General features: G+C 58.1%; 26 protein-coding genes. 9 read left to right on the top strand and 17 right to left on the bottom strand.

Features of this window, described 5'->3' with window-relative positions; genetic code table 11:
• Positions 1 to 170: 170 nt before the first annotated feature.
• The 6 genes from A7Q00_RS06955 to A7Q00_RS06930 all read left to right on the top strand — a co-directional run bounded on the left by A7Q00_RS06955 (position 171) and on the right by A7Q00_RS06930 (position 5,147).
• The gene (locus A7Q00_RS06955) at positions 171 to 1,310 is read left to right on the top strand and encodes an RNA ligase RtcB family protein (protein WP_064089864.1); all 1,140 of its coding nucleotides are present in this window, start codon (positions 171 to 173) and stop codon (positions 1,308 to 1,310) included.
• Positions 1,311 to 1,314: 4 nt separating this feature from the next.
• Entirely contained in the window at positions 1,315 to 2,010 is a 696-nt protein-coding gene (locus tag A7Q00_RS06950) for a hypothetical protein (RefSeq protein WP_064089863.1), read from the top strand.
• 4 nt (positions 2,011 to 2,014) lie between these two features.
• Positions 2,015 to 2,680, top strand: a complete 666-nt coding sequence (locus A7Q00_RS06945) for a hypothetical protein (protein WP_064089862.1) — start codon at positions 2,015 to 2,017, stop codon at positions 2,678 to 2,680.
• A gap of 3 nt (positions 2,681 to 2,683) precedes the next feature.
• The gene (gene prfH / locus A7Q00_RS06940; RefSeq protein ID WP_064089861.1) at positions 2,684 to 3,298 is read left to right on the top strand and encodes a peptide chain release factor H; all 615 of its coding nucleotides are present in this window, start codon (positions 2,684 to 2,686) and stop codon (positions 3,296 to 3,298) included.
• A gap of 148 nt (positions 3,299 to 3,446) precedes the next feature.
• Entirely contained in the window at positions 3,447 to 3,947 is a 501-nt protein-coding gene (locus tag A7Q00_RS06935; protein WP_064089860.1) for a DUF3592 domain-containing protein, read from the top strand.
• A gap of 213 nt (positions 3,948 to 4,160) precedes the next feature.
• On the top strand, positions 4,161 to 5,147 hold the full coding sequence (locus tag A7Q00_RS06930; protein WP_064089859.1) for an IS110 family RNA-guided transposase: 987 nt from the start codon (positions 4,161 to 4,163) through the stop codon (positions 5,145 to 5,147).
• A gap of 262 nt (positions 5,148 to 5,409) precedes the next feature.
• Here the strand turns inward: A7Q00_RS06930 and A7Q00_RS06925 are convergent, their stop codons facing one another.
• The 7 genes from A7Q00_RS06925 to aroE all read right to left on the bottom strand — a co-directional run bounded on the left by A7Q00_RS06925 (position 5,410) and on the right by aroE (position 10,029).
• Positions 5,410 to 6,087, bottom strand: coding sequence for a M48 family metallopeptidase (locus A7Q00_RS06925; RefSeq protein WP_064089858.1), 678 nt, complete (start codon positions 6,085 to 6,087; stop codon positions 5,410 to 5,412).
• A 204-nt stretch (positions 6,088 to 6,291) separates the two neighbouring features.
• Entirely contained in the window at positions 6,292 to 7,011 is a 720-nt protein-coding gene (locus A7Q00_RS06920) for a 7-cyano-7-deazaguanine/7-aminomethyl-7-deazaguanine transporter (protein WP_064089857.1), read from the bottom strand.
• Positions 7,012 to 7,113: 102 nt separating this feature from the next.
• Complete coding sequence (locus tag A7Q00_RS06915) at positions 7,114 to 7,734, bottom strand: hypothetical protein (RefSeq protein ID WP_064089856.1); 621 nt, start codon at positions 7,732 to 7,734, stop codon at positions 7,114 to 7,116.
• Positions 7,735 to 7,814: 80 nt separating this feature from the next.
• On the bottom strand, positions 7,815 to 8,237 hold the full coding sequence (locus A7Q00_RS06910; protein ID WP_064089855.1) for a hypothetical protein: 423 nt from the start codon (positions 8,235 to 8,237) through the stop codon (positions 7,815 to 7,817).
• Positions 8,238 to 8,411: 174 nt separating this feature from the next.
• Positions 8,412 to 8,540, bottom strand: coding sequence for a hypothetical protein (locus A7Q00_RS14165; RefSeq protein ID WP_281179006.1), 129 nt, complete (start codon positions 8,538 to 8,540; stop codon positions 8,412 to 8,414).
• A gap of 22 nt (positions 8,541 to 8,562) precedes the next feature.
• Positions 8,563 to 9,033: a preQ(1) synthase gene (queF, locus tag A7Q00_RS06905; protein WP_064089854.1), complete on the bottom strand. Its 471-nt coding sequence runs from the start codon at positions 9,031 to 9,033 to the stop codon at positions 8,563 to 8,565.
• A gap of 180 nt (positions 9,034 to 9,213) precedes the next feature.
• Positions 9,214 to 10,029: a shikimate dehydrogenase gene (gene aroE, locus A7Q00_RS06900; RefSeq protein ID WP_064089853.1), complete on the bottom strand. Its 816-nt coding sequence runs from the start codon at positions 10,027 to 10,029 to the stop codon at positions 9,214 to 9,216.
• Between the two features lie 204 nt (positions 10,030 to 10,233).
• Here aroE and A7Q00_RS06895 point away from each other — a divergent pair, with 204 nt between their 5' ends.
• Positions 10,234 to 10,929, top strand: a complete 696-nt coding sequence (locus A7Q00_RS06895) for a Bax inhibitor-1 family protein (RefSeq protein ID WP_064089852.1) — start codon at positions 10,234 to 10,236, stop codon at positions 10,927 to 10,929.
• A 79-nt stretch (positions 10,930 to 11,008) separates the two neighbouring features.
• Here the strand turns inward: A7Q00_RS06895 and A7Q00_RS06890 are convergent, their stop codons facing one another.
• The 8 genes from A7Q00_RS06890 to argG form a co-directional block, all read right to left on the bottom strand.
• Positions 11,009 to 11,725, bottom strand: coding sequence for a DUF6348 family protein (locus A7Q00_RS06890; RefSeq protein WP_064089851.1), 717 nt, complete (start codon positions 11,723 to 11,725; stop codon positions 11,009 to 11,011).
• A 115-nt stretch (positions 11,726 to 11,840) separates the two neighbouring features.
• The gene (locus tag A7Q00_RS06885; RefSeq protein ID WP_179946213.1) at positions 11,841 to 12,569 is read right to left on the bottom strand and encodes an HNH endonuclease; all 729 of its coding nucleotides are present in this window, start codon (positions 12,567 to 12,569) and stop codon (positions 11,841 to 11,843) included.
• 80 nt (positions 12,570 to 12,649) lie between these two features.
• Positions 12,650 to 14,233: a bifunctional phosphoribosylaminoimidazolecarboxamide formyltransferase/IMP cyclohydrolase gene (gene purH / locus A7Q00_RS06880; protein ID WP_064089849.1), complete on the bottom strand. Its 1,584-nt coding sequence runs from the start codon at positions 14,231 to 14,233 to the stop codon at positions 12,650 to 12,652.
• A 79-nt stretch (positions 14,234 to 14,312) separates the two neighbouring features.
• Complete coding sequence (locus tag A7Q00_RS06875; RefSeq protein WP_342668420.1) at positions 14,313 to 15,428, bottom strand: NUDIX domain-containing protein; 1,116 nt, start codon at positions 15,426 to 15,428, stop codon at positions 14,313 to 14,315.
• A 33-nt stretch (positions 15,429 to 15,461) separates the two neighbouring features.
• Complete coding sequence (locus A7Q00_RS14160; protein WP_281179005.1) at positions 15,462 to 15,587, bottom strand: hypothetical protein; 126 nt, start codon at positions 15,585 to 15,587, stop codon at positions 15,462 to 15,464.
• Between the two features lie 89 nt (positions 15,588 to 15,676).
• Positions 15,677 to 18,235: a [protein-PII] uridylyltransferase gene (glnD, locus tag A7Q00_RS06870; protein ID WP_179946212.1), complete on the bottom strand. Its 2,559-nt coding sequence runs from the start codon at positions 18,233 to 18,235 to the stop codon at positions 15,677 to 15,679.
• Positions 18,236 to 18,385: 150 nt separating this feature from the next.
• Positions 18,386 to 19,570, bottom strand: coding sequence for a GTPase HflX (hflX, locus tag A7Q00_RS06865; protein ID WP_064089895.1), 1,185 nt, complete (start codon positions 19,568 to 19,570; stop codon positions 18,386 to 18,388).
• A gap of 173 nt (positions 19,571 to 19,743) precedes the next feature.
• On the bottom strand, positions 19,744 to 21,090 hold the full coding sequence (gene argG / locus A7Q00_RS06860) for an argininosuccinate synthase (protein WP_064089848.1): 1,347 nt from the start codon (positions 21,088 to 21,090) through the stop codon (positions 19,744 to 19,746).
• 182 nt (positions 21,091 to 21,272) lie between these two features.
• On the opposite strand from argG, the gene A7Q00_RS06855 reads away from it, so the two are divergent.
• On the top strand, positions 21,273 to 21,833 hold the full coding sequence (locus A7Q00_RS06855; RefSeq protein WP_064089847.1) for a hypothetical protein: 561 nt from the start codon (positions 21,273 to 21,275) through the stop codon (positions 21,831 to 21,833).
• Positions 21,834 to 22,425: 592 nt separating this feature from the next.
• Positions 22,426 to 23,151: a phosphatidylserine decarboxylase gene (locus tag A7Q00_RS06850; protein ID WP_064089846.1), complete on the top strand. Its 726-nt coding sequence runs from the start codon at positions 22,426 to 22,428 to the stop codon at positions 23,149 to 23,151.
• A gap of 126 nt (positions 23,152 to 23,277) precedes the next feature.
• Here the strand turns inward: A7Q00_RS06850 and azu are convergent, their stop codons facing one another.
• Positions 23,278 to 23,847 carry an azurin gene (gene azu / locus A7Q00_RS06845; RefSeq protein ID WP_064089845.1) on the bottom strand — a complete coding sequence of 190 codons (570 nt, stop codon included), beginning with the start codon at positions 23,845 to 23,847 and terminating at the stop codon, positions 23,278 to 23,280.
• Between the two features lie 176 nt (positions 23,848 to 24,023).
• Complete coding sequence (locus tag A7Q00_RS06840) at positions 24,024 to 24,614, bottom strand: adenine phosphoribosyltransferase (protein ID WP_064089844.1); 591 nt, start codon at positions 24,612 to 24,614, stop codon at positions 24,024 to 24,026.
• Between the last annotated feature and the right edge of the window lie 148 nt (positions 24,615 to 24,762).

Here is a 24,762-nt window from a genome sequence, read left to right as displayed (position 1 = left end):
GGCTGCTTTCTCCCTATTTTACAAACTGCATTTGATGCGCTGCTTTGCCGCGCCTGCTGTTTGCATTCTGCGGATAAATTTATTTGCCGTTTCGAGCTGTTGCCGCCGCGTTTACGCGTGCTTGGCAGAGCCGTGCGCAAACGGATTTATCCGCCGCAAGAAAGTACATTATGGGCACACAAAATCCCCAAATCATTTCTGAAAACATTGTTTTAATAGCCGATTCAAACACCTGGATTGAAGGCAACGCCGTCCAACAACTCCAAACCACCGCCCGCCTGCCGCAGATGCGCCGGGTGGCCGGTATGCCCGATTTGCACGCCGGGCGCGGTTATCCCATCGGCGCGGCATTTTTCAGCCTCGGCCGTTTTTATCCCGCGCTCATCGGCAACGACATCGGCTGCGGCATGGCGCTGTGGCAAACCGATTTGCCTGCACACAAAGCCAAACCCGCCAAGTTGGCCAAACAGCTCGGTAGCATTGATGCGCCGCTGAATGAAAGCTGGCAGGTACGGATTAACGGCATCCTGCCGCAGCATCCTTTTCAGGTAGCCTTAGGCACCATCGGCGGCGGCAACCATTTTGCCGAGCTGCAAACCGTAGATACTGTTTACCGCCCCGAAAGGCTACCTGAAAACTTCAATACCGACTGCCTGCAACTGTTCGTGCACAGCGGCTCGCGCGGGCTCGGCCAGCAGGTTTTGCGCCGCCATGTGGACGCGCACGGCCATCAAGGGCTACCTGAAAACAGCCCCGAGGCCGCCGCCTACCTGGCCGAACACGACGATGCGCTGACCTTTGCCTGCGCCAACCGCCTGCTGATTGCCGAGCGCATGTTTGAGCGGTGGCATGCCGAAGGTCGCCGCCTGCTCGATGTGCACCACAACTTCCTGCAGCACACCGAAATCGGCGGCGAAACCGGCTGGCTGCACCGCAAAGGCGCCACCCCGTCCGACTGCGGCCTGGTGCTGATTCCCGGCTCGCGCGGCGACTACAGCTATTTAGTCGAACCGGCCGCTGATTGCACGGTCTCCCTCAATTCGCTCGCCCACGGTGCGGGGCGGAAATGGCAGCGCGGCGAATGCAAAGGCCGCCTGTCGCACAAATACAGTGCCGACAGCCTGCGCCGCACCACTTTCGGCAGCATCGTGGTGTGCGCCGACAAAGCCTTGATTTTTGAAGAAGCCCCTCAGGCCTACAAAAACATCGACAGCATCATCGAAGCCATGCGGCAGACCGGCCTGATCGAGCCGATAGCCCGCCTCAAGCCGGTGCTCACCTACAAAACCAACGGCGGCTGCGGGGAGTGATGGCATGAAAATCATCAGTAAATTTAAAGATTTTTACGATCACAAAGTGGCCAAATACGGCATCGACCCCGTGCTGGTTTTTGACCGCCGCCAACCGCCAGATGCTGAAATCCTGCGCAGCCTACCTAAGCCGCCTGCCGAGTGGGAGAAGGAATACGGCGCGTGCGCCGTGGTGTCCGAGCTGTATATCGGCAATCTGCGCGTGTTCCTGTTTGCCGTCGAGAAGCAGGTGTACAGCTCATACGACATTGATACCGTGTATCTGCAACACCGCCGCCACCGATTTCCCTTGAGCATGGTGCGCTTCCTCGACGGCAGCGAATACTGCCTGCCGCAATGCCATAATTACTACTGGCCGGGGTATCGCCACAGCCAAACGCCCGACTTCAGCCCCCGCCGCTGCAGCCGTAGCCATCCCATCATCGCCAAATACCGCCATATGCCGCTGCTGCTCGCCTATTACGCCGACCCAAACCGGCCCACCCGGCTCAACAGCCGCCAAAGTTTTGCCGAAAACCCGCAACTCTCCGGCCTCGGCGTGTATATCGACCCCGATATCGTGTGGCAGCACCTTTGCGAATACCTCTCGCAACTCAAAAGCGAGGCCGAAACCAGCCCGCCCGTGCCCGACCAAGACAAAATCGGCAACAAAGGCTTTGATGCCAAGTATTCGTTCCGGCCGAAAATGAAAAGGAAATGATGCCGTGAAAATCATCAGTAAATTTAAAGACTTTTACGACCACAAAGTAGCCAAATACGGCATCGACCCCGTGCTGGTGTTCGACCGCCGCCAGAGCCCGGATGCCGAAATCCCGCACGGCCTGCCCGAGCCGCCCGCCGGGTGGGAGAAGGAATACGGCGCGTGCGTGACCATGTCGGCGCTGTATGTGGGCAGGCTGCGCGTGTATTTGTTCAACACGGGCGCGCGCGTTTACACCTCGTTCGACGTGGCCGAGGTGATCCGCCGCCCGTCGCATCCCGGCCGGGATATTTACCCCCAAATCCGTTTTCACGACGGCGGCGAATATTGCCTGCCGCAATATGGAGACTACTTATTGAGTGCAAACGAAAAATTCCAGGCCGAAACCGTAGTCTCGCGGGAGGAATTGCCCGCCGCGCCGCTGCTGCTGGAGTGCGAAACCGGATTGCGCAGCTGGCAGGAAGGCAGGTTTGCCTATTACGCCAACCCCCAGCTCTCCGCACTCGGTATCTACATTGACCCCGATATCGTGTGGCAACACCTTTGCGCATACCTCTCGCAGCTCAAAAACGAGGCCGAAACCAGCCCGAGCGTGCCCGACCAAGACAAAATCGGCAACAAAGGCTTCGATGCCAAGCATTTGTTCCGGCCAAAGATGAAAAGGAAGTAAACCATGATTTATCTGCAAATTTCCACCGCCCAAGGCCCGGCCGAATGCCAGATGTTTGCCCGTTTTGCCCTGCAAAAAATCCTGTGCGAGGCCGAAGCGGCTGGCGTGGCGGCCGAAATATTGGAACAAACCCCGAGCAAACACGGCATCCTCTCCGCCGTGCTCAAGCTCTCCGGCAGCCGTGCCGAAAGCCTGGCCGCAAGCTGGCAGGGCACGCTGCAATGGGTGTGCCCCAGCCCGCTGCGGCCGCAGCACCCGCGCAAAAACTGGTATATCGGCGTGTTCAGGCTACCTGAAATTCCCGTGCTGCCGGAAAACGAAGGCATCGAATTCCAAACCTGCCGCGCCGGCGGCAAAGGCGGGCAGCACGTGAACAAAACCGAATCCGCCGTGCGCGCCGTCCACCTTGCCAGCGGCATCGCCGTACGCGCCGAGGGCGAGCGCAGCCAGCACGCCAACAAAAAACGCGCGCTGGAACTGCTCGCGCTCAAGCTGGCCGAACACCACCAAACCGCCCTGCGCCAACACGCTGCCGATGCGCACAAATCGCTCTACCAAGTGGAGCGCGGCAACCCGAGGCGGGTGTTTAAGGGGGAAGATTTCCGCGAACAGGCTTGATGGCGCGGGCAATGGGAAAGGCTACCTGAAATTTCAGGTAGCCTTTCCCCATTCGGCTTGAATAAGGCAGCCTGCACTTGTTGCCGTGCCGAAATCTGTTATAATCGCGCGCTTTTAAACTTCTAAAAAAATCAATTAGGTATCATTTATGAATTCAAAGTCAACCTTATATTGCGTGCTCGCTTTTGTGCTTGGCACAGTGTTCCTGTATATGGGCTTCCACTCGATGAAGGAAAACAGCCAATTCCGCGAAAAAGGGCAAAGGGCCATGTTCACGCCCGCCACCAACGAATACACCGAACACAGGGAACGCAGGGGCGGCGGAGTGTATTACACCGTGTCTTTGAACTACACCACGGCGGAAGGCACGCCGGTAACGGTGAACAACATCAGCATCAGCACCGGCGAGTTGGACAAACTGAAAGCGGGCGAGGATATCGAGTGCCTTTATCTGCCGAACAACCCCAAACGCGTCCGCTGCCAAAACGGGGCGGACGCCAGCCTTTGGCAATCGTTCCTGACCGCCCTGGTGGCATACGGCTTTATTGTCATGACGGTGGTGAAGGCGCGCCGCGAAAATCAGTATGAAGATTATGACGAAGATGAAGACAGCGATGACGATACGGATTACCGCAGACGCAGTCGGTAGTCGGTAGGTTGGGTTGGTAAACCCAACATTCCACTTTATTTGTCGGGTTACGCCAGCGGCTAACCCAACCTTGTATATCGGAACTTCCGTATCCTAGCAACAAACCGCCCGCCGCCGCCCGCATCCGACCAAGGCAAACAACCGTTGCGTAGCTCAGGGAGCGGTCGGGCAACCCATCGACACAACCGGACAGTTGCCAGACAACACAACCGAATGCAAGGCAGGTTTATGATGAGTACCCAACACAATTACGCAGGCATCGACATCGCCAAACGAAACTTCGTCATCGCCGTTTCGTCTTTGTCTAAAACCAAAACCGAAACCAACAACCCCAAAGGAATCGCCCATACCGTCGAATACCTTAAAAAACACAAGGTCGCCCTCGTCGCCATGGAAAGTACCGGCGGTCTCGAAATCCCCGCCGCCAAAGCCATCCACCGCGCAGGCATAGCCGTGATCATCGCCAACCCTCGTCAGACGCATCAGTTTGCCCAATCACAGTCGCTGACCAAAACCGATGCCAAAGATGCCCAAATGCTCGCCTTCTTCGCACAGATGACGGCACAGAAAGAAGGTTGGCAAACCATGCTCTACCAACCGCCCACCGAAGCGGAAGAAGTGTTGGAAGCATTGGTCAACCGCCGCAACCAGCTGGTGGATATGCGGACGGCCGAGAAAAACCGTCTGCATCAGGTTCACGAAACGCAAGTCGAAAGCGTCAAACAACTGATTGCCCATTTTGACCGGCTGATTGACGACTTGGACAAACAAATCAATGACCACACCCACACACATTTTGACGGCAAAGCCAAAGTGGCGGAACAAATCAAAGGCATCGGTTCGATAACGACGGCTACGCTGATGGCGATGCTGCCCGAATTGGGACGGCTGAACCACAAACGGATAGCGAGTCTGGTCGGTATTGCCCCGCACCCGAGGGAGAGCGGGGAAACCAAATTCAAAAGCTGCTGCTTTGGCGGAAGGTCTGCGGTGCGTAAGGCGCTGTATATGGCCACCGTGTTAGCGACACGTTTTGAACCGCTTATTCGGGATTTTTACCAGCGCCTGTTGTCCAAGGGTAAGCCGTATAAGGTTGCCGTTACGGCATGTATGCGCAAACTGTTGACGATATTGAATGCCCGGATGCGTGATTACTTTGCCGAAAACGGTACCACCGAAAACGGTATCCAAACGGCTTGATTTGAGTTTTGGTATTTTTGCCCGACGGGGTGAAAAATACAGTTGCTACTCTTGCTGCGCTTTTAAACCGCCGTGTTTGTCTGCAACGCAAAGGCTACCTGAAATTTCAGGTAGCCTTTCTTCATCCGATTTATCGGCTGCTTGGGGGGCGTGTAGGGTGTGCGCCGCAGACGCGAACGCCGTTGCTGTTATTCCAACCGCGTGCGTGCGTTTCGCACGCACCCTACAAATTTAGCAACGGAAAGGCTACCTGAAAATTGTTTTAGCCCAGTAGGAATAAATCGCGGCCATGCTGTTTGAGCCAGTCGGTAGCGGCGGGTCGGTGCGGGGTGTGTTGTTCGACTTCTGCCCAAAAGTTGGGGCTGTGGTTGGGATGGCGCAGGTGGCAGAGTTCGTGCACACAAACATAGTCGGCCACGTATTCGGGCGCGCCGACGAGCCGCCAGTTGAGGCGGATATTGCGGCGGCGGCATACGCCCCAGAAGGTTTTGGCGCGGCTGAGGGCGGTGTGCTCGGGAATGAGTTGCAGGCGCTGGGCGTGTGTGGCGAGGCGGGGGAGGAGGTAGGCTTCGGCCAGCGGCTGGAGGTGTTGGCGCAGGAGGGCTTGCTGTTGCGTCCATTCGGCTGCGGGCAGGAGGATGCGGCCGGGCTGGATTTGGATGGCGGCTTGGGCGTGGGATTGCAGTTGGTGCGGCTGGCCGTAGAGCCAGAGGTGGCTGGGGGCAGTAGCTGGGGCGGGGCTGCGCCGGAGCATTTGCTGCAGGGCGGTTTCGTTGTGTTGTAGCCAGCGGCGCAACTCGGGCATGCTTAGCTGTGGAGGGATGCTGAGACGCAGGCTGTGTTCGCTGTACGCCCGCAGGATGATGTTTTTCTTGGCACGGCGGCTGAGGTGGAGTTGGATGGTTTGGCCGTTGGCGAGGGTGTGGGTGAGGAGGGGCATGGCGGGTTTTAGGATTGGTGTAAGGGAATATGGTTTCAGGTAGCCTTAGGCTACCTGAAAATATTTATACCGGTGCAGCCACATCAGCCGACGGCTGGCAGGCTTATGCCCGATATTTTCGCCTGACAGTTGTTTGGCATGAATGCCCGGCCTACGGTTTTAGTTTCAGGTAGCCTTTGAACAAACAAAAGGCTACCTGAAAGTTTAATTGGATTGGCCGGCGGCTTCCGGCTGGGCGGATACGGCTTCGGTGGCAACAGCTTGGTGCAAGGTGGTGAGCTTGCGGGTGAGGATGTTGAGGATGAGGCCGTAGGCGGGTAGGAAGAAGAGTGTACCGATCACGAGTTTGAACAGGTAATCGACAAAGGCGATGTGCGGCCAGTTGGCGGCCATAAAGGCATCGCTGCTGCCGGCGAAGGCGATGGAGAAGAAAAGCACGGTATCCACGGCGTTGCCGGCGAAGGTGGAGGCGGTGGGGGCGATCCACCAAGATTTCAGCTGGCGCAGGCGGTTGAACACGACAATATCGAGAATTTGACCGACGGCATAGGCAGCAAAGCTGGCCAGGGCGATGCGGAACACGGGCATCACGAACACGGCAAGCGCGCTCCAGCCTGTCCACGCGCCTTCTTGAAACAGCACGGAAAAGGCATAAGAAACGAGCAAGGCGGGGAACATAACAAAGAAGATAATGCGCCGGGCGAGGCTTTGGCCGAAGATGCGCACGGTTAAATCGGTGGCGAGGAAGATGAAAGGGAAGCTGAGCGCGCCCCAGGTGGAATGCACTTCGAAGCCGTTGGGCAGGGTGACGCTGAAGGGGAACTGCACGAGATAGTTGCTGGCAGCAATCACCAGGATGTGGAAGAAAACGAGCCAACGGAGGGCTTGCTGCTGTTGGGCGGGGGTGAAGCGGTAGTTTTGCATGAATGGTCCTTAGTTTTGGTTTAGATAAAAATCTGCGCGGGAGGGTTGCGAACCGCGCGGGGTTGGGGAAGGGGTTGGTTTTCAGGTAGCCTTCCCGACAGGCTACAGCGTACCGTAAAAGTCGAGGTAGCGGCAATCGGCTTGGCGGCAGGATGTTTCCAAATAGGCGGCAACGGCTAGGAATAAGCGGGTGGTTCCGTTATCCGGCATCCCGGAGGCGGTTTGACGCAGCCGGTCGGCGATTTCCAGGCATTGGGCGGCCGGGAAATAGTTGTCCGACGTGGGGTTCAAACCGTGCTCTTCTTGGCCAGAAAGCGGGCATTGCCGTGGGAAATACGGCGCAAACAGAGGCTTGACCGGCTCGAAATTTTCGGATTGGATAAAGGCATGCCTGCCCGCAGCCTCGTTGCCTTTTTCATCCAAGGGCGTGATGGCGTAGCCGGATTTTTCACCGTTGATAACGGGTTCGCCCAAATAAACGGGGGTACGGAGGATGGCTCGGATGGCACGTTCGGTGTTGCCTTGGTGTTTGTCGTAGTGTTCGGCAGCTTCGGTTTCACTGCAACCGGCAGTTTGGCTGATATGGGCGATTTGGTCGGCACGGTAGGCGGCGCGGGCGGCTTCAGGACTACCGTGTTGCTTGAGCAGAGCCAATACCGCCTGAACCGGCAGCGGGATGGTTTGCTGCAGGAGGCGTACCGTTTCGTAGACTGTTGGTTTCATTGTTCCATATCCGCAGGAGCTTGGACTTTTTAGGTAACCACGTTAAGGCTTTATTTTCAGGTAGCCTTAGATGGAGAAACTTAATCTCCGCCGCCTGCTTCAAAGGAAAAGCTGAGGCCGGCAAACCATTGGCTGAAGTGGTCGGCAATTTTTTGGTAGAACAAATCGCTGTAAATCAGCCAAACGGATTGGTTGGGCAGGAGGAACAAGCGGCCTTCGTTGTGGCTGCCGATGGTAAAGCCCTGCTGTATTTCTTCCAGCGATAATTGCGGCCAATCGCTGCTGGTTTCGGTGGCTTTGAAGTAGAACTCGGGATCGGAAAGGTCTGCGTAGTAGGGCAGGCCATTGTGGTCTGTTTTGCACAATAGCCTAGGCGGTTCGAAATCCACATTTTTACCTTCAGGTGTTTCATACACTTGGATGGCATGTGCCTGACTAATCATGGCGAGGTATTCGGCTGGCAGGGGCTGGCCGGCGTAGTGGGTGGGAAGGATGTGGGGCATGATGTTTTCTATAAATTTTAGGAGATAGGCGTAGAGGCTACCTGAAAATATGGCTGCTATGTTTCCTGCTCAAACTCTGCCTGCACGATTTGGCAGGCCTGTTCAAAAATTGCCGAAAACCAGCAGGGAGAGGGCGAGTCATTTGGCTTCGTTCAGGCTGATGCGGCGGTTGGCTTACACAAAGGGAATACAGGCCGGCAATGCCGCGCCGGGCTGTTTCAGCCGCTGAACTTCGGCAGCCAATGCTTCGTTATCCAGCGGGGGAAGAGAGGCGGCACGATTTTTAATTTCAGCAATCGGCATGAGTTTCAGGTAGCCCGCAGGCTTACTGCCTATCGTATTTAAACAGCCGCTCGCGCGCCATTTGCTCGAACGGTGTGCCGGGGCGGCCATAGTTGGCGAACGGATGGATGGCAATGCCGCCGCGCGGGGTGAATTCGCCGAACACTTCAATATATTTCGGGTTCATCAGCTTGATGAGATCTTTCATGATGATGTTGATGCAATCTTCGTGAAAGTCGCCATGGTTGCGGAAGCTGAAGAGGTAGAGCTTGAGCGATTTGCTTTCCACCATTTTGATGTCGGGGATATAGCGGATGAGGATGGTGGCGAAATCGGGCTGGCCGGTGAGCGGGCACAGGCTGGTGAATTCCGGGCAAACGAACTTGACGAAGTAGTCGTTGCCGGGGTGTTTGTTGTCGAACGCTTCGAGGATTTCGGGGGCGTAGGTTGAGGGATATTGCGTGCCGGTGTTGCCCAGCAGGGAGAGGCCGCTGAGCTCTTCTTTGTTGCGCATGGGAGTCCTTAGTTTTGGTAACGCGGGAGGGTTGCGAACCGCGGTTTGGAAAAAGGGGCGGATTATAAAGGATTTTTAGGCTACCTGAAAGCGCGGCTTCAACGAAGTTAAAATGCAGTTTCCGCCGGAAGCTGAGTTTCTGCGAGGCCAAGTTTTCAGGTAGCCTTTGGCAGGTTCGCGCTAAATTTCTCCCCCACGCAGGGCGGCGAGTACGGGGGCGGTTTCGGGGGAGAAGCCGCGCCAGAGGCGGTAGGATTCGGCGGCTTGCTCCACCAGCATGCCCAAGCCGTCGGCGCTGCGTTGTGCGCCGGCTTCGGCAGCGAAACGCATAAAGGCGGTAGGCTCGCGCCCATAGGCCATGTCGTAGGCGAGTTCGCATTGGGCGAACACGGCAGGGGCAATGGCGGGCACTTGGCCGCTCAGGCTGCCGGAGGTGGCGTTGATGATGATATCGAAACCGGCGGCAGGTAGCTCGCCCAACTCGGCAGCACGAATGCCGAAAATGGCAGCCAGCTCTTGCGCCTTGGCCGCGGTGCGGTTGGTAATGGTGAGGCTGGCGGGGTGGCATTCGAAGAGAGGCAGTATCACGCCGCGCGCTGCACCGCCCGCGCCGATGATGAGGATACGTTTGCCCGCTAGGGCTACCTGAAAATTGTGGCTAATATCGGCCACCAAACCGATGCCGTCGGTATTGTCGGCATGGATTTTGCCGTTAGCTTGTTTGATTAAGGTATTGGCTGCGCCGGCGGCACGGGCGCGTTCGGAAAGGCTGTCTGCCCAGGCGCAGGCATCGGTTTTAAACGGCACGGTTACATTTGCGCCCGCGCCGCCATCAGCGAAAAAGGCGGCGGCAGCTTGGGCGAAGCAGCCCGGCTCGGCCAGTAATCGTTCATATTCGATCGCCGTACCTTCTTGTGCGGTAAACATTTGGTGGATGGCAGGCGAGCGGCTGTGGGCCACGGGGTTGCCGAAAACGGCGTAGCGGGGAGCAGGCATGGTGTGCGGCAGGGAATAGAAAGTGCTGAATTATAGCCAAATATATGCTGCAACGCTTGCAAACCTGCCCTGTTGCCCCATCTTGCTGTTTGACTGCTGAAGCAGGCAGCGGCGGCGGACGGCTGAATTTTTTGCAAACGGCGTATTTGCTGCTACAATCCACATTCGTTTCTTTTAATTGATATTTAATAGGAGTTTTTCCACATGCAACCGCGCAATGTTTACGATTACACCGATGTGGGCGGCAGCGTTTCCGCGCAAAGCACCATTTTGCGCAAAACCTACGGCCTGCTCGGGCTCTCGTTCCTTCCGGCGGCTGCCGGCGCGTTCGTCGCCATGGCCACCGGCCTGAGCCTGTTCAGCTTCACCGGCAACTATTGGGTTGCCCTGGGCATTTTCTTCGCCTTCTTCTACGGTATGAGCTTTCTGATTGAGAAAAACCGCTACAGCAACGTGGGTGCTGCCCTGCTGATGGTGCTCACTTTCGGCCTCGGTTTCACGCTGGGCCCGATTTTGAACTACAGCCTGGCGCTTTCCAATGGCATCCAGCTCATTGGCATCGCCGCCGTAATGACTGCCGCTGTGTTCCTGAGCATGGCGGCCATGGCCAAATCGCCCACCTTCCAAACCAACAGCATCGCCCGCTTCGTTACCGTGGGTTTTGTGGTGGCCGCTATTGCTATGGTAGCCAGCTTCTTCCTGCAGATTCCCGCGCTCTCGCTCACTGTATCCGCCCTGTTTGTGATTGTGAGTTCCGTGCTGATTATGTGGCAGGTGCGCGTGATCATTGAAGGTGGCGAAGACAGCCACATCAGCGCCGCGCTCACGCTGTTTGTTGCCATCTACAACATCTTCACCGGCCTCCTGCGCCTGCTGTTGGCATTTGCCGGCGAAGACTAAACCGATGTAAGTCGTATTTGAGCAAAAGGCTACCTGAAAAATTTCAGGTAGCCTTTCTTTATGGCAAAACGATAGGGGCTTATGCCCGGCCTTCATCCAAAGGCTTGAGCATGATGCAGCGGCGCACGCTGTAATAGGCTTCCCGGCGCGGCCAGGGGAGGGCGGCAAGCTGTTGTTCTTCTTCGGCGGCATCGTCTTGGTTGTCGATCATAAATTCCACGTTCGTCGTTTCGTTGTCCGATTGGGCGTAGAAGAAGCGGATTAAGTGATACTGCGCTGTGAGGTTTTGATGACAGATGATGGTTTGCAGCGTGCTTTCCAGCGCTTCGGGGATGATGTTGCCGATGGTTTCTGCATCATCGCCGTCGGTGTCTTCGCCCAGTTTTTTCGTTGTCCAGTCGCCCAAAATGGCTTGGAAACGGTTGCCGTTGCGGGCTGTCCAGATTTTGTGCGGGCAATGGTTTTCGTTGGGGTTGAAGGCGTCCAGCAAAACATGCAGGCTGTTGGTACAGAAGCTGTGCAGGTTGCGCGAAACGGCTTCTTCCAGATTCTCGCCGATGTCGCCGCAGCATTCGTAGAGTTCGCGCCCGTCGGGCAGGGTGATGCCGACATCGAAACGGCTCACCACCACGCCGTTGGCGTGTTCGCGCGGAAACACCCAGGTTTCGAGCTGCACGGGCACGGCGAAATCGGGCAGGATTTTGTCGCCCCGCGTTTGGCAGGCATAGCCGTGGGCTTGCAGGATTTCGGCGAGGGCTTCGTTGAGATCTAGGGTATCGAGTTCTTGAGGTTCCATGGGTTTGTTCTTGAGGCTACCTGAAAAAGCAGTAATCATAGTTTTGTCGGATACTTGTATCCGACAAAACCTTTTATAAATTAATTCGCTATAAAGTTTTCAGGTAGCCTTTATTTTATTCAAAATCAAAAATTTCTCGATGTTTCCGTAAAAATGGGATATGCCGTTTATCTAATTTTCGAAGTTTACTAGCGGAAGGAATAGCCATTTGTTTCAATAATTCGCTATATTCTGGCTTATAAAGAAGCTTGCCATGATCATCAAAACTAATATAGCCCGCATCAAATAGGCGATCTAGGTGCGGAGATAATAATAGCCCGTTAAATTGCTGTACCTTGTCGTTTTCATTAGCAATTGACCAAGGAATAATATGAGAAGCAATTAAAAATTTTCCGCCGATAGGATTTTTAATTCCAAGAACAGCACATTTATCTTCCCAATAATCTGTCAGCCCCTTTTTAAATTTAGCATGGCCGAGTCGAACTTTTGCAGTACGTAGAACATCCCAACCTTTGGCAGAATTACTGTCGGTGATTTTATCTCCTATTTTTGGACTTCCCAATAAATCTAGCGCAGTAAAAACAACGGAAATGGTTGACTCTCTCTCCCACTCGGTTTCGATAATTTGGCTAAGATGGGATGGCAGGTAAATTTCGCATCCGCTTGAAATGGAAAGATAATCATGAAAAGAAAATCCATTAAATTCAATCAGAAACTCTCTTTTTTCCCCATCTGTATAGTTGCTTTTAATTGGATTGGGAATTGTCCAAGTTTTAAAAGTTTCTTTGTTGCATTTATCCAGCCATGAATAATCCGATAAAGGAATCTGATTTTTTATTGCCATTTTTTTCTCCATCAATATCAAAAAAGTTAGGAAATACAGTTTTCAGGTAGCCTTATCATACATTAAAGCTATTTGAAAACTCAATGCCTGAAATGGCGCACGCCCGTTACTACCATCGCAATACCGTGTTCGTCCGCCGCGTCGAAGACTTCCTGATCGCGCATCGAGCCTGCGGGGTGGATGATGGCTTTGATGCCTTGCTCGGCAATCACGTCCACGCCGTCGCGGAAGGGGAAGAAGGCATCAGAGGCGGCACATGCGCCGTGTAAGTCTAGGCCTGCATCTTGCGCTTTTCGGGCGGCGATGCGGGTGCTGTCCACGCGGCTCATTTGGCCTGCGCCGATGCCGTAGGTCTGGCCACCTTTGCCGAACACGATGGCGTTGGATTTGACGTATTTGGCGACGTTCCAGACGAACAGCAAATCGTTCCATTCCTGTTTGGTCGGTTGGCGTTTGGAGACGACTTTCAAATCGGCGCGGCTGATGCGGTGGATGTCGGGCGTTTGCACCAACAGCCCGCCGCCGACGCGTTTGAGTTCGAAGCGGTTCGCGCCTGCTTCAAGCGGCACTTCCAACACGCGCACGTTTTTCTTGGCGGCGGCGATTTCGAGGGCTTCGGCGGTGAACTTGGGCGCCATGAGGACTTCCATAAACTGGTTGTCGGTAATCTGTTTCACGGTTGCGCCGTCCACTTCGCGGTTGAAGGCGATGATGCCGCCGAACGCGCTGGTGGTGTCGGTGGCGTAGGCGAGTTTGTAGGCGGTCAAGGTATCGGCTGCGACGGCGACGCCGCACGGATTGGCGTGTTTCACAATCACGCAGGCGGGCGCGTCGAAGGACTTGACGGCTTCCCATGCGGCATCGGCATCGGCGATATTGTTGTACGACAATTCTTTGCCTTGCAGTTGTTTGTAGGCGGCGAGGCTGCCTGCGGCGGGGTACACATCGCGGTAGAACGCGGCGCGCTGGTGCGGGTTTTCGCCGTAGCGCATGTCTTGAACTTTAATCCAGCTTTGGTTGAACTGGCTTGGGAATTCGCCGACTTCGGGCGTGCCGCTCAAGACGCCGTCTGAAAGCGAGGTTAAGTAGTTGGAAATCATGCCGTCGTATTGGGCGGTGTGGCTGAACGCTTTGCGCGACAGGTTGAAGCGGGTTTTGTCGCTCAACGCGCCGCCGTTGGCTTCCATTTCGGCGGCGATGGCGGGGAAGTCGGCGGTGTCGGTAACGATGGCGACGTGTTTCCAGTTTTTTGCGGCGGAGCGCACCATGGTCGGGCCGCCGATGTCGATGTTTTCAATCGCGTCTTCCAGCGTGCAGCCGGGTTTGGCGATGGTGGCGGCGAAGGGGTAGAGGTTGACGCACACGAGGTCGATGTTGCCGATGTCGTGCTCTTCCATGGTGGCAACGTGATCAAGCAGATCGCGTCGGCCGAGGATGCCGCCGTGGATTTTCGGGTGCAGCGTTTTCACGCGGCCGTCGAGCATTTCGGGGAAGCCGGTGTAGTCGGACACTTCGATGACGGGAATGCCCGCATCGGCCAAGAGCTTGGCCGTACCACCGGTGGAGAGGATGGCCACGCCGAGCTTGTCGAGCGTGCGGGCAAATTCAACGGCACCGGTTTTATCGGAAAGGCTGATGAGGGCGCGTTTGATTGTGGGGAGCATGGGGATTCCTTGTGAGGTGGTGGGAAGGGAGGAGGCTACCTGAAAAACTTCGGCCGTCATTATAAAGGCATTGCAAAGGCTACCTGAAATTATCTTCACTGCCGCGCACCACCGCCTGCGCCCCCGCCGCGAGCCAGCGCTCGGCATAACGCGCTGCCAGCGCCGCATTGGCAGGCAGCAGCACCAGCGGCAGCGGCACGCCTTCGGCCAGCGCGGCGCAGGCTTGTTCCGCCGCGGTTGCGTTATCTGTCGGCCACACGGCGGCTTCGGCTTGGGCGGCGGCAGCGGCGGCAAGGCCGCCGGGCGAGTGCACCAGCGGCCAGCGGCGCACACCGTCCGGCGTGTCGGCGGCCAAATCGGCTAAGTCCGCCAGCAGGCGGCTGCCCGGCGGCGGGTTGGCGGCATGAAGCGGCAGCACGCAAAAACCGTCTGCCGCGTGCAAACCCTCATTCAGGCTACCTGAAAACTGCATGGGCAAAGCCAGCGCCGCCAGCAGCGCGGCATTGGCCGGCAGCATGGGCGACACATCATAACGCCCCGGCTGTTGCCAGCGCCATTGTTGGCCTTCGCGCGCCTGCAATTCGCCGCGCCAGCCGTCGGCCGGCACGCGGAAAAAATGCAGCCGCACATGGGCGTGTTCGTAGCTGTGGGTTTTGGCGAGCCACGGCACGGCGCTGCGGATTTGAATGCCCAGTTCTTCGGCAAACTCGCGGCGCAATGCCGCCAGTTCGCCCTCGCCCGCCTCCACCTTGCCGCCGGCAAATTCCCAATAACCCGCATAGGCCTTGCCTGCGGGGCGCGAACTGAGCAGCACCTCGCCGCGATCGTTATACACAATGCCGGCCACTACTTGCAGCAGCGGGCGGGGATCGGCCTCGGCCGGGGCGATGCGGGTGTGCCAGAGCCAGTCGATGCATTCCTGCAGCAGGGCAGGCAGGCGGCTGATTTCGCGGGTGTATTCTTGGCGCAGCGGATGTTCCCAATCTTGGTTTTCCACCAGCATCACGCCAAACCGCCCGCGCGGGCCGAAGCCATACCAGCCCGCATCGAGCAGGTATTGCCCGCCGCCAAAGCTGATTTGCAGCAGGTCTTCGCTTAAAAGCAGGTCGGCCGGGTTTTTATCGGCGTGCTCCAGCAGCCAGAAGAAATTGTCGTAGGTGATGGTTCCGTTGCGGAGGTTGAGGGCTTGGGGCATGGTGTGGAGGGGAGAAATACAAACGCGGGCAGTTTACTGGAGCGGGCGGGCCGGGGCAACGACGGTTTGGCGGCCGGCAGCCTCCGGGACGGATAGGGCAGGGGGCTGTTTGCCCTTAAAGGCTACCTGAAAATCGGAAGCAGCAGAGAAAACAAGCATACGGTTCGCGTATATTGGTTTTCAGGTAGCCTTTGCCGTTGCGGAGGGCGGGTGCGAAGCCGTACTTAAGGGTTTCAGGTAGCCTGCGTTCAGCCGCCGATGCGCTCCAGCAGCAGCCGTTCGAGTTTGAGCTGGAAGGCGGTGTCGGCCAGCTGGGGGTGGCGGATTAGGAAGCTGTCTTCCACGCGTTCGTCGAAGGTGGCGATGGCGGCGTAGCTGAGGCTGATGTTGAGTTGGGCGAATACGTCGGCGATGTCGGCCAGCAGGAAGGCGCGGTTGGCGGTGATGATTTCCAGGGTGTAGGCGCCGGCGGTTTCTTCGGCGGAGAGGGTGATGCGCGGGGCGATGGGCAGGTGGCGCAGGCGGCGGCTCATCTGGCGGGGGGCTGGGGCGGGCTCGGCGGCGGCAGGCGGGTGGTGCACGAATTGGTTTAATGCTTGCTGCAGGCGGCTGCCGATGCGCTCGATGTCGCCGGGCAGGCAGTTGGCGGGCAGTTGCAGTACGAAGGTGTCGAGAATGTATTGGTGGTCGGTAACGTAGGCGTGGGCGGCGAGGATGCCGAGCTGGTGGCGGCCGAACAGGCGGCACAAGCCGGCAAACAGGCGGTCGCGGTTGGGCATGAACACCATCACTTGCAGGCCGCCGGTTGCGCTTAGGGGGCGGATGTGGGCTTGGGGCGTTGCGGCATCGGCAGCAAGCAGGGGCAAGTGCCACAGGATGATATCGGCGCTGTGGCGCACGAAATAGGCCTGCCCGAGCTGTTGCCACAGTTCGCGGCTTTGCGCTTCGCCCACGCCCGCTTCGGCCAAGGCCTGGCGGGCTTTTTGCTGGCGGCGGCTCACGGCCATATCGCGGCTGGTGGTTTGGCCGCCGAAGTATTGCAGGGCGGAGCGGAACAGGGTTTCGAGCAGGCTGGCTTTCCAGGCATTCCAGATTTTGGGGTTGGTGCCGCGCATATCGGCCACGGTGAGCAGGTAAAGCGCGGTGAGCCGCTCGGGCGTTTGCACGCGGCGGCAGAAGGCGGCCACCACGGCCGGGTCTTGGATGTCTTCTTTCTGCGCGGTGAGCGACATGAAAAGATGGTTGCCCACCAGCCACACGAGCAGGTCGGTTTCGTATTGGCTCAGGAAATGGTCGGCGGCGAAGCGGCGGGCGTCTTCCATACCCAGTTCGGCGTGGTCGCCGCCGCGCCCCTTGGCGATGTCGTGAAACAGGGCGGCCAAATACAGCACGGGTTTGCGCTCGAAGGCGTGCATCAGGGCGCTGGCAAAAGGCAGCTCGTGGCTGTGCGCTTCCAGAGCCAGCCGGCGCATATTGCGCACCACCATCAGGATGTGGTCGTCCACGGGGTAAACGTGGAACAGGTCGTGTTGCAGCAGGCCGACGATTTTGCCCCACTCGGGCAGGTAGTGCGAAAGCGCGCCGTAGAGGTTGAGGAAGCGCAGCAGGTGGGTGAGCCCGCCGCCGTGGCGGAAGAAGCCCACGAAGCGGCGGCGGTTGGCCGGATCGGCATAAAAGCGGCCATCGATTTTTTGCACGGCCTGCCACCAGGAGCGCAGGGTTTCGGGGGAGAGGCCGGAGAGGTCGCTGTATTGCTGCCACCGTTCCAGCACCTTGAAAATATGCTGCGGCTCGCGGCGGAACAGAGTTTTGTCGCGTACGGCGATGAGGTTGTTTACTTGGAAATAGTGCTCGTCCAAATCCAGCACCACGCGCGGCAGCGGCGAGGAAATGCGCCCGCGCAGCATCGGCAGCAGGATGCCGCCCAGCTGCTTCACGGTTTTCACCGCGCGGTAGAGCGTGTGCATCAGCCGCTCGCTGCGCACTTGTTTGCTTTCATCGGTGTAGCCCAGCGCGTAGGCCACCTGCGGCTGCAAGTCGAAACGCAGCTGCTCCTGCGGCTTGCCGGCGGCCAGGTGCAGCTCGATGCGGATGCGTGCCAGGCTGCGGTGGCTGCGGCGCAGCATGGCCGCTTCGGTGCGGGTGAGGATGCCTTGGCGGGCGAGGCGGTGCAGTTGCGGCGAAATGCCCTGCACCCGCGCCAGCCAGAGCATGGTGTGGATATCGCGCAGGCCGCCGGGGCAGGTTTTCAGGTTCGGCTCCAGGCTGCTGCCTGCTTGCGCTTTCAGGTGCCGCTGCTGCAATTCCAGCAGTTTGCCTTCGGCAAAGGCCGTTAGGTCGCGCTGCACGTCTAAATCGCGGCACAGGCGGGCAAACAATTCCCGGCTGCCGTGGAGCAGGCGGGCTTCCAAAAGCGAGGTGTCGCCGGTTAAATCTTCTGCCGCTCCGGCGCACAGCTCGGCCACGCTGCCGGTTTTCAGCGAGGGATTCAGCCCCATGTCCCACAAGGTTTGCAGCCAAGTTTCAATTTGCCGCTGCTGCGTTTCAGTCAGGGAATCGGCCGCCACAATGCCCAAATCCACATCGGAATGCGGATACATCTCGCCGCGCCCGAAGCCGCCCAGCGCCAGCAGCGCCAGCTCCCCTGTCGGCTGCATCTGCCGCCACAGCGCGGTAACGGTGTGGGAGAGCAGGGCGGTGTGGTCGGCAAAAAAACGCTGCGGGCTGCGGTGGCGGCGGTAGTCGGCAACGATTTGCCGTTTGTGCTCGGCCAGCTCTTGCGCCAAAAGCTGCGGGGATTGCGGCATGGTGGGATTCCTCGGACGGGGGCGATGGTGGCCTTGGGGCGGCGGGGTGGAATGGAAAGGAGGCTGCCTAAAGCGAATTTCAGGTAGCCTGTATGGCGGTAGGGGCTGCTTGAAAACGGTATAACAGGATGACAGGGGTTTAAGGCTTTTTCAGGTAGCCTCTTTGCCGCCTGATGCCTTGCTATGCGTATCCGCCCACTCAATCAATGCCTGGCGCAAGTCGTCCAAGCCCAGGCTTTGGGTAACGGAGAGGCGCACAGCGGCGATTTGGCCGCTTTTACTGCGCAGGATGCCGGGCTGTTGCTGTTCGGCGGGCAGGAGGTCGATTTTGTTATACAGCAAGAGCTGCGGCACATCGGCGGCACCGATTTCGGCCAGCACACGGTTGACGTCTTCCATACGCTGCTCGTAGTCGGGCTGGGAAACGTCGGCCACATGGAGCAAGACGTCGGCTTGGGCGGTTTCCTCCAGCGTGGCGGAGAAAGCAGCCACCAGGCGGTGCGGCAGGTCGCGCACGAAGCCTACGGTGTCGGTGAGGATGATGCTGTGCTCGCGGTCGAGATACAGGCGGCGGGCGGTGGTGTCGAGCGTGGCGAAGAGCTGGTCTTTGGCCAGCACGTCGGCTTTGGTGAGGCGGTTGAACAGGCTGGATTTGCCGGTGTTGGTGTAGCCCACCAAGGCGAAAGTGGGCAGGCTGCCCTGCTGGCGGGCTTTGCGGCGGGTGGCACGCTGGCGGCGCACGTCGGCAAGGCGTTTTTTCAGGGTGGTGATTTTTTGGGCGATCAGGCGGCGGTCGGTTTCGAGCTGGGTTTCGCCCGGACCTTTGAGGCCGATGCCGCCTTTTTGGCTTTGCAGGTGGCCGTAGCCGCGCACCAGACGGCCGGAGAGGTGGGTGAGCTGCGCCAGCTCCACTTGCAGGCGGCCTTCCTGGCTTTGCGCGCGCTGGGCGAAAATGGCGAGAATCAGCCCCACGCGGTCGAGCACGCGGCATTGCAGCTTCTCTTCGAGGTTGCGCTCCTGCGTGGGCGTGAGCTCGTGGTTGAACACGGCCAATTCGATATTGTGTGCCCGCACTTCGGCCGCCAGCTCCTCGGCTTTGCCCGTGCCCACAAACAAGGCGCCGCTGGGGCGGTCGCGGCGGGCGGTGGAAACGTGCACCAACTCCCCGCCGCCGGCACGCACCAGCTCAGCGGCTTCGTCCAACACGTTTTGAAAAGCGCGGGCGCGCTGCTCGTTGCTGCCGGAGAAACTGTCGGCCAGCATCACGCCCACCAGCAATACGCGCTCGGGGCGGCTGAGGGATTTGTCGGGCTGGAAAGGAGGGCGGCGCGACATGGCATCAGGCGGAATGGATTGAAGATGCGGCATTATAGCGCATGAGCAGGCGGCTGCCCGAAAGCAATTTCAGGTAGCCTTTCGTTGATGAGGCTACCTGAAAATCTTGGCTTCGCAGAAACTCGGCTGCCTTCGGCAGTTTCGTTTCAGGTAGCCTTCTATACAGCCCGGGTTTACTTACCCTTGCCCAGTTTCGGCAACACCGAGCCTTCGCCCAGCGAGAGCAGGCCGCTGTCGGCGTAGATGCCGAGTTTGGCGCGGGTGTCGGTGATGTCGAGGTTGCGCATGGTTAGCTGGCCGATGCGGTCGAGCGGGGTGAAGGCGGCGTTTTCCACTTTTTCCATGCTCAGGCGTTCGGGCGCGTAAGTGAGGTTGGGCGATTCGGTGTTCAGAATCGAATAGTCGTTGCCGCGGCGCAGTTCCAGCGTTACTTCGCCGGTGATGGCTTTGGCCACCCAGCGTTGTGCCGTTTCGCGCAGCATCAGCGCTTGGCTGTCGAACCAGCGGCCTTGGTAGAGCAGGCGGCCGAGGCGCAGGCCGTTGATGCGGTATTGTTCGATGGTGTCTTCGTTGTGGATGCCGGTTACCAAGCGTTCGTAGGCGATGTGCAGCAGCGCCATGCCCGGGGCTTCGTAGATGCCGCGCGATTTGGCTTCGATGATGCGGTTTTCGATTTGGTCGCTCATGCCGAGGCCGTGGCGGCCGCCGATGCGGTTGGCTTCGAGGAACAATTCCACTGCGTCGGCAAAGGTTTGGCCGTTCAAGGCCACCGGCACGCCTTCTTCAAAGCGCACGCGCACTTCTTCGGCCTTCACTGCCACGCTTTCATCCCAAAACGCCACGCCCATGATGGGTTTGACGATTTTGATGCCGCTGTTCAGAAACTCCAAATCTTTGGCTTCATGCGTCGCGCCGAGCATATTGGAATCGGTGGAATAGGCTTTTTCTACCGACATTTTGTATTGGAAGCCGTTGGCGATGAGGAATTGGCTCATTTCGTGGCGGCCGCCGAGTTCGTCGATAAATTGCTGGTCGAGCCAAGGTTTGTAGATTTTCAGCGCGGGATTGGTGAGCAGGCCATAGCGGTAGAAGCGTTCAATATCGTTGCCTTTGTAGGTGCTGCCGTCGCCCCAGATGTTCACATCGTCTTCCTTCATGGCGGAAACGAGCATGGTGCCGGTGACGGCGCGGCCGAGCGGCGTGGTGTTGAAATAGGGCACGCCGCCGGTGGAAATGTGGAACGCGCCGCATTGGATGGCGGCAATGCCTTCGTGCGCCAACTGGGCGCGGCAGTCAATCAGGCGGGCGTTTTGTGCGCCGTATTCCATGGCTTTTTTGGGAATGGCGTTGTAGTCGTCTTCGTCGGGCTGGCCGAGGTTGGCGGTGTAGGCATAAGGCAGCGCGCCTTTGAGTTTCATCCACAGGAGGGCGGCGGAGGTGTCGAGGCCGCCGGAGAAGGCAATGCCGACTTTTTGGCCAACAGGCAGGGTTTGCAGAATGGTGGCGTTGTTCTGGCTCATGATGCTCCTTTGTTTGGCAAGATGGTTGAAGGCTGGGATTGTGTGCCTAAACGCATGAACTTGTCCAGCCGGAACAGGCTACCTGAAAGCGTGGATTCAACGAAGTTAAAGCCAGCCCGGTTTACGCGCATGGCGCTTTCAGGTAGCCTGTGCGCCTTTTGTGTTATCTAAGGAGCGGGCAAATGAGCCGGCAAAATCCGCCGCTGCGGAAAATGATGGTTTGGTATGTGCTGTGTTCGGGGTTTTTCTGCGGGCTGCTCTACGGCGTGCTGGCGCTGCTGTGGAAGGCTGGCTGGCAGTCGCCGCAGGTCATGCTGCTGCGTCTGGCGGGGCTTAAAGGGCCGAGTATCGTGCTGATCTCGGCTGTCCACGGCCTGTGGCTGCTCGCACTGCCTGCCCTGCTCACCGGCGCGCTGGCGCAGCGGCTGGGTTGGCAAAACAATCTGCAAGGGCGGGCGGTGTCGGCTTTGGTGTGGACGCTGCTGACGGCGGCATTGTATGCCCTGCCGCAACTGGCGGGCGTGAATGTGCTGCCGGAATTCAACCGGCTGGTTGCCGCCATTTTGGGCGAGGCAATGCCTTTCCCCGCCGAGGCCATTAATCAGCTGATGGCCGCGCCGCCGTGGTATGTGCTGCCCGCACTGTTTGCGGTTGGCGGCTGGCTCACGGCCATGCTGGTGCTGCCCTACGAACCGGACGAAACCTGGGGCGACCGCACGGGCGAGCGCGGCGAGCAGTGGTGAAAGGGCACTGAGGCTACCTGAAAACGCAGACGGGCTGTTTTAATTTCGTTGAAGCTCATGCTTTCAGGTAGCCTCATCGATTAAAGTTCTTGCTGAATCAAACACAGAATATTGAATGGAAACGGTTGGGCTATATCCTCTTCTGCTGGCACAGCCGAACGGAGCACGGTTTTTCGGGAAACAAGGGCTTGCATGTTTGAAGCGGCGAAGCCGCAAGTTGCGAGCCTGCCCGAAAAACCGTGTGCAGTGAGGGAAGTTTGGCAAAGCCAAACCCGTGCCCGCAGTTGCCTTTCTTTTGCTTTCTTTTCTTTAGCGAAGCAAAGAAAAGAAAGTGCCCGCGCCGGCATGAGGCGCAAAGGTTAATAGGGTATCAACGTAGAGGGCGTCTGCGCTTTGTACAAGCTACTAAAAATTTAACCTACGCAGATGAGTAAAACTATGAGGCTACCTGAAAATGCAGGCGGGGCTGTTTTAACTTCGTTGAAGCTCATGCTTTCAGGTAGCCTCATCGATTTGGCGCAAGCCGCTTTCCCTCTACCCCGTATCTTGTATAATCCCGCCCCATTCCAACTCAATTCAAAAAGGATATGCCGTGAACCGTTTCTACCCCCATCCGCTGATTGCGCGGGAAGGCTGGCCGTTTATTTTGGGCGGGCTGCTGCTGAGCGTGCTGGTGAGCTTTTGCTGCGGCTGGTGGTCGCTGCCGTTTTGGGTGTTCACCGTGTTTGCTGTGCAGTTTTTCCGCGATCCGGCGCGCGATATTCCGGCCGATCCGGAAGCCGTGCTCTGCCCGGCCGACGGGCGCATTGTGGTGGTGGAGCGTGCCGAAGACCCGTTCCGCAAAGTGCCCGCGCTGAAAATCAGCGTGTTTATGAACGTGTTCAACGTGCATTCCCAGCGCGCGCCGGTTGACGGCACGGTAACGCAGGTGGATTACTTCCCCGGCCAATTCGTAAACGCCGCGCTGGATAAGGCCAGCACGGAAAACGAGCGCAATGCGGTGTTCGCCACCACCCAAAGTGGGCGCGAGCTGACCTTTGTGCAGGTGGCCGGTTTGGTGGCGCGGCGCATTCTGTGCTACGTGCAGCCGGGCGAAAAAATCACGCGCGGCCAACGCTACGGCTTTATCCGTTTCGGCTCGCGGGTGGATGTGTATCTGCCCACCGATGCCGTGCCGCTAGTGGCCATCGGCGAAAAAGTGCGTGCCAGCGAAACTGTTTTGGCTCGTTTGCCGCTGGAAGCCAATGGCGAACAAACCGTTATCGAAACAGCTTCGGCCTTGGTGCAGGAAGCGGCGGAAGAGGTGCTGCCGGAGTAAGCGGGCACGGCCTTTCAAAATCAGGCTACCTGAAAAACCGGCCTTCTGGCATCCATATCCGGCCAGTAAAAAAGGCTACCTGAATTTTCAGGTAGCCTTTTGCCTGTTTGGGCAAACCGTTGGATGTTAATTTGCCAGTTTCACCACGCCGTTCATCACGCCGGCATGGCCGGGGAAGGAACAGAAGAATTTGTAGTTGGTGCCGGCGGCCAGTTTGGCCACGGGGAAGGTAACGGAGGCCTGTTCGCCGCCGCCGATGAGTTTGGTGTGGGCGATTACGCGCTCGTCGCCGGGTTTCACATAATCGTTGTCCGGGCCTGCGCCTACGCCGTCGTTGTTCACGCCGTTCACGTCGCCTTCAGCGGTAATCACGATGTTATGCCCCATCGCGGTTTTGGGCGAGCTGCCGGTGTGTTTGAGGGTAACGGTGAAGTCGGTACAGCCTTTGGGCACGTTGATTTCGGCGGTGTTGTACTGCATGCTGTCGCCGGTTTCCACCAATGTTGAGCAGCCTTCGGCAGCTGCGGCGGGAGCAGAGGCGGCTTCAGAGGCCGGTGCGGCTTGGGAAGCGGCGGAGGCGGCGGAAGCAGCGTGGTCGTGGTGGGCTTCGGAAGCGGGCGCGCTGGGGGCGTTTTCGCCGCCGCAGGCAGCCAGCGCCAGAGCGGCGGCGGCAATCAGGGGAAGATACAGTTTCATAGCATGGTCCTTATCAAAACACGGGTAAATACTGCGTGGGCGATTATAGCGAACTGCCCTGCCTTTTGATACTGCCGATACGGCGTTGTTTTATCACGGCGGCAGAAAATGCTGCCCCATCAAAAACCATCCGACTTTCAGGTAGCCTGAAAGCCGGATATGGGTATGGGCGGTTTTTAACCGGCCTGCGGCGCGGTATGCTCTTCTGTTACCGCGCCGCTGTTTTGATACAGGGTAAACAGGGGCACGCCTTCGTTGCGGACGCGGTCGCCGCCGGGCAGGTCGGTGAATTCAAGGATGGCGGCGGCTTCCACCACATTCCCGCCGAGCTTGCGGATGAGCGTGATGCCGGCGTGCATGGTGCCGCCGGTGGCCACGAGGTCGTCCACCAGCAACACGCGGGCGTTGTCTTTAATGGCGTCGGTGTGGATTTCCACGGTGGCTTCGCCGTATTCGAGCGCGTAGCTTTCGGAAAGGGTGGTGAAGGGCAGCTTGCCTTTTTTGCGGATGGGCACAAAGCCGACGTTGAGCTGATAGGCCAGCGCGGCGCCGATGATGAAGCCGCGCGCGTCCAGCCCAGCCACCACATCGATGTCTTGCGTCATGTAGCGGTAGGTGAGCAAATCCACCAGCAGGCGGAAATATTCCGGGCTTTGCAGCACGGGGGTGATGTCGTGAAACAGCACGCCTTCCTGCGGCCAGTTGGGGATTTTGCGGATTTTCTGCGCCAGCATTTCAACGGTCATGACTTCGGGATGGAACAGCATAGCGGGTATCTTTCAGGTAGCCTGTGCGAAGCGCGAATCTTACCATTTCTCCAAATAAAATTGCACCTGCATCAAACTCCCTGCATTAACCAGACCCTTCTTGTCGGATTTTTGGTTACAATCAAGTCTCATACCGCAAAAAAGGGGA

The organism is Eikenella halliae (genome assembly GCF_001648475.1).
GTDB lineage: Bacteria > Pseudomonadota > Gammaproteobacteria > Burkholderiales > Neisseriaceae > Eikenella > Eikenella halliae.
Note: the sequence above shows the minus strand (reverse complement) of the source record. Positions and strands in the feature narration are given on the sequence as shown.

What these genes read in the sequence shown, in the direction of transcription:
- azu (WP_064089845.1), bottom strand. Translation starts at nt 23,847, where the DNA reads ATGAAACTGTATCTTCCCCTGATTGCCGCCGCCGCTCTGGCGCTGGCT.
- A7Q00_RS14160 (WP_281179005.1), bottom strand. Translation starts at nt 15,587, where the DNA reads ATGCTTGTTTTCTCTGCTGCTTCCGATTTTCAGGTAGCCTTTAAGGGC.
- glnD (WP_179946212.1), bottom strand. Translation starts at nt 18,235, where the DNA reads ATGCCGCAATCCCCGCAGCTTTTGGCGCAAGAGCTGGCCGAGCACAAA.
- purH (WP_064089849.1), bottom strand. Translation starts at nt 14,233, where the DNA reads ATGCTCCCCACAATCAAACGCGCCCTCATCAGCCTTTCCGATAAAACC.
- A7Q00_RS06910 (WP_064089855.1), bottom strand. Translation starts at nt 8,237, where the DNA reads ATGCCCCACATCCTTCCCACCCACTACGCCGGCCAGCCCCTGCCAGCC.
- hflX (WP_064089895.1), bottom strand. Translation starts at nt 19,570, where the DNA reads ATGTCGCGCCGCCCTCCTTTCCAGCCCGACAAATCCCTCAGCCGCCCC.
- A7Q00_RS06855 (WP_064089847.1), top strand. Translation starts at nt 21,273, where the DNA reads ATGAGCCGGCAAAATCCGCCGCTGCGGAAAATGATGGTTTGGTATGTG.
- argG (WP_064089848.1), bottom strand. Translation starts at nt 21,090, where the DNA reads ATGAGCCAGAACAACGCCACCATTCTGCAAACCCTGCCTGTTGGCCAA.
- A7Q00_RS06955 (WP_064089864.1), top strand. Translation starts at nt 171, where the DNA reads ATGGGCACACAAAATCCCCAAATCATTTCTGAAAACATTGTTTTAATA.
- A7Q00_RS06915 (WP_064089856.1), bottom strand. Translation starts at nt 7,734, where the DNA reads ATGAAACCAACAGTCTACGAAACGGTACGCCTCCTGCAGCAAACCATC.
- A7Q00_RS06890 (WP_064089851.1), bottom strand. Translation starts at nt 11,725, where the DNA reads ATGGAACCTCAAGAACTCGATACCCTAGATCTCAACGAAGCCCTCGCC.
- A7Q00_RS06885 (WP_179946213.1), bottom strand. Translation starts at nt 12,569, where the DNA reads ATGGCAATAAAAAATCAGATTCCTTTATCGGATTATTCATGGCTGGAT.
- A7Q00_RS14165 (WP_281179006.1), bottom strand. Translation starts at nt 8,540, where the DNA reads ATGCCGATTGCTGAAATTAAAAATCGTGCCGCCTCTCTTCCCCCGCTG.
- queF (WP_064089854.1), bottom strand. Translation starts at nt 9,033, where the DNA reads ATGCGCAACAAAGAAGAGCTCAGCGGCCTCTCCCTGCTGGGCAACACC.
- A7Q00_RS06930 (WP_064089859.1), top strand. Translation starts at nt 4,161, where the DNA reads ATGCAAGGCAGGTTTATGATGAGTACCCAACACAATTACGCAGGCATC.
- A7Q00_RS06950 (WP_064089863.1), top strand. Translation starts at nt 1,315, where the DNA reads ATGAAAATCATCAGTAAATTTAAAGATTTTTACGATCACAAAGTGGCC.
- aroE (WP_064089853.1), bottom strand. Translation starts at nt 10,029, where the DNA reads ATGCCTGCTCCCCGCTACGCCGTTTTCGGCAACCCCGTGGCCCACAGC.
- prfH (WP_064089861.1), top strand. Translation starts at nt 2,684, where the DNA reads ATGATTTATCTGCAAATTTCCACCGCCCAAGGCCCGGCCGAATGCCAG.
- A7Q00_RS06935 (WP_064089860.1), top strand. Translation starts at nt 3,447, where the DNA reads ATGAATTCAAAGTCAACCTTATATTGCGTGCTCGCTTTTGTGCTTGGC.
- A7Q00_RS06920 (WP_064089857.1), bottom strand. Translation starts at nt 7,011, where the DNA reads ATGCAAAACTACCGCTTCACCCCCGCCCAACAGCAGCAAGCCCTCCGT.
- A7Q00_RS06840 (WP_064089844.1), bottom strand. Translation starts at nt 24,614, where the DNA reads ATGCTGTTCCATCCCGAAGTCATGACCGTTGAAATGCTGGCGCAGAAA.
- A7Q00_RS06925 (WP_064089858.1), bottom strand. Translation starts at nt 6,087, where the DNA reads ATGCCCCTCCTCACCCACACCCTCGCCAACGGCCAAACCATCCAACTC.
- A7Q00_RS06895 (WP_064089852.1), top strand. Translation starts at nt 10,234, where the DNA reads ATGCAACCGCGCAATGTTTACGATTACACCGATGTGGGCGGCAGCGTT.
- A7Q00_RS06875 (WP_342668420.1), bottom strand. Translation starts at nt 15,428, where the DNA reads ATGCCCCAAGCCCTCAACCTCCGCAACGGAACCATCACCTACGACAAT.